Here is a 758-nt window from a genome sequence, read left to right as displayed (position 1 = left end):
CTTGCACGGCAAGGGCCCCAAAGGCTCGTTGCGACGCGAGGCGACCAAGGCGGGATGTCCAACAATCATCATCGAAGGAGGCGAAGTTTGGAAGGTGGAATCATCGGTCGCCGATTGCATGACCCGTGGCATCTTCAATTGTTTAAAGGAACTTGACTTGATGCCGGGCGAACCGAACATCCCACATGCCCAGGCGATCATTCGCGAGACACGGTGGTTGCGGGCCGAGCGGGGCGGTTTTATGTCGATGCATGTTGCACCTGGCGACACGGTAGTCAAAGGGCAAGCGATTGCCACCAACAGCAACTTGTTGGCGGAAGATCAAAACCGCTTAGAAGCACCCTTTTCGGGGGTCGTGATCGGGATGACGACGCTGCCCGCGGTGCAGCCCGGTGAACCGGTGGTGCATATCGGCCGGCTGGCGAATCCAAAATCGGCACGCAGGCACGAAAAACAAATTGCGGGCGACGACGTGCAGAGAACCGCACACGAACATCTCGCCACGAACATTCAAGTTACCGAAGCCAGCGACCGACCCGCCGATGAAACGTCGCCATAAGTCGCCACATCCTCGGCCGTGGTCGTTAGGCCATGTCCGGTAGCGAATGACCTGCAATGGCCGCGTTTGTGCAATATCGAGAACGACCGACGGCAACCGACCCCGGCATCACCTATTGCTTCAGCGAATATTCTTGGCAATGAGGGCAGCTCTTTTCGCCGTTCCAGCGGACGCTCTGTTTGACATCTTCCCAAATCGT

The 758-nt window shown here is 57.5% G+C and carries 1 protein-coding gene; it reads left to right on the top strand.

Annotated features, from left to right (window positions below; all coding sequences use genetic code 11):
• The coding region (locus tag RMSM_RS34170; RefSeq protein ID WP_040771038.1) for a succinylglutamate desuccinylase/aspartoacylase family protein at positions 1 to 559 on the top strand (559 nt) is incomplete at its 5' end.
• Positions 560 to 758: the final 199 nt, after the last annotated feature.

Source organism: Rhodopirellula maiorica SM1, assembly GCF_000346295.1.
In the GTDB taxonomy this organism is placed as follows: Bacteria; Planctomycetota; Planctomycetia; order Pirellulales; family Pirellulaceae; genus Novipirellula; species Novipirellula maiorica.
Note: the sequence above shows the minus strand (reverse complement) of the source record. Positions and strands in the feature narration are given on the sequence as shown.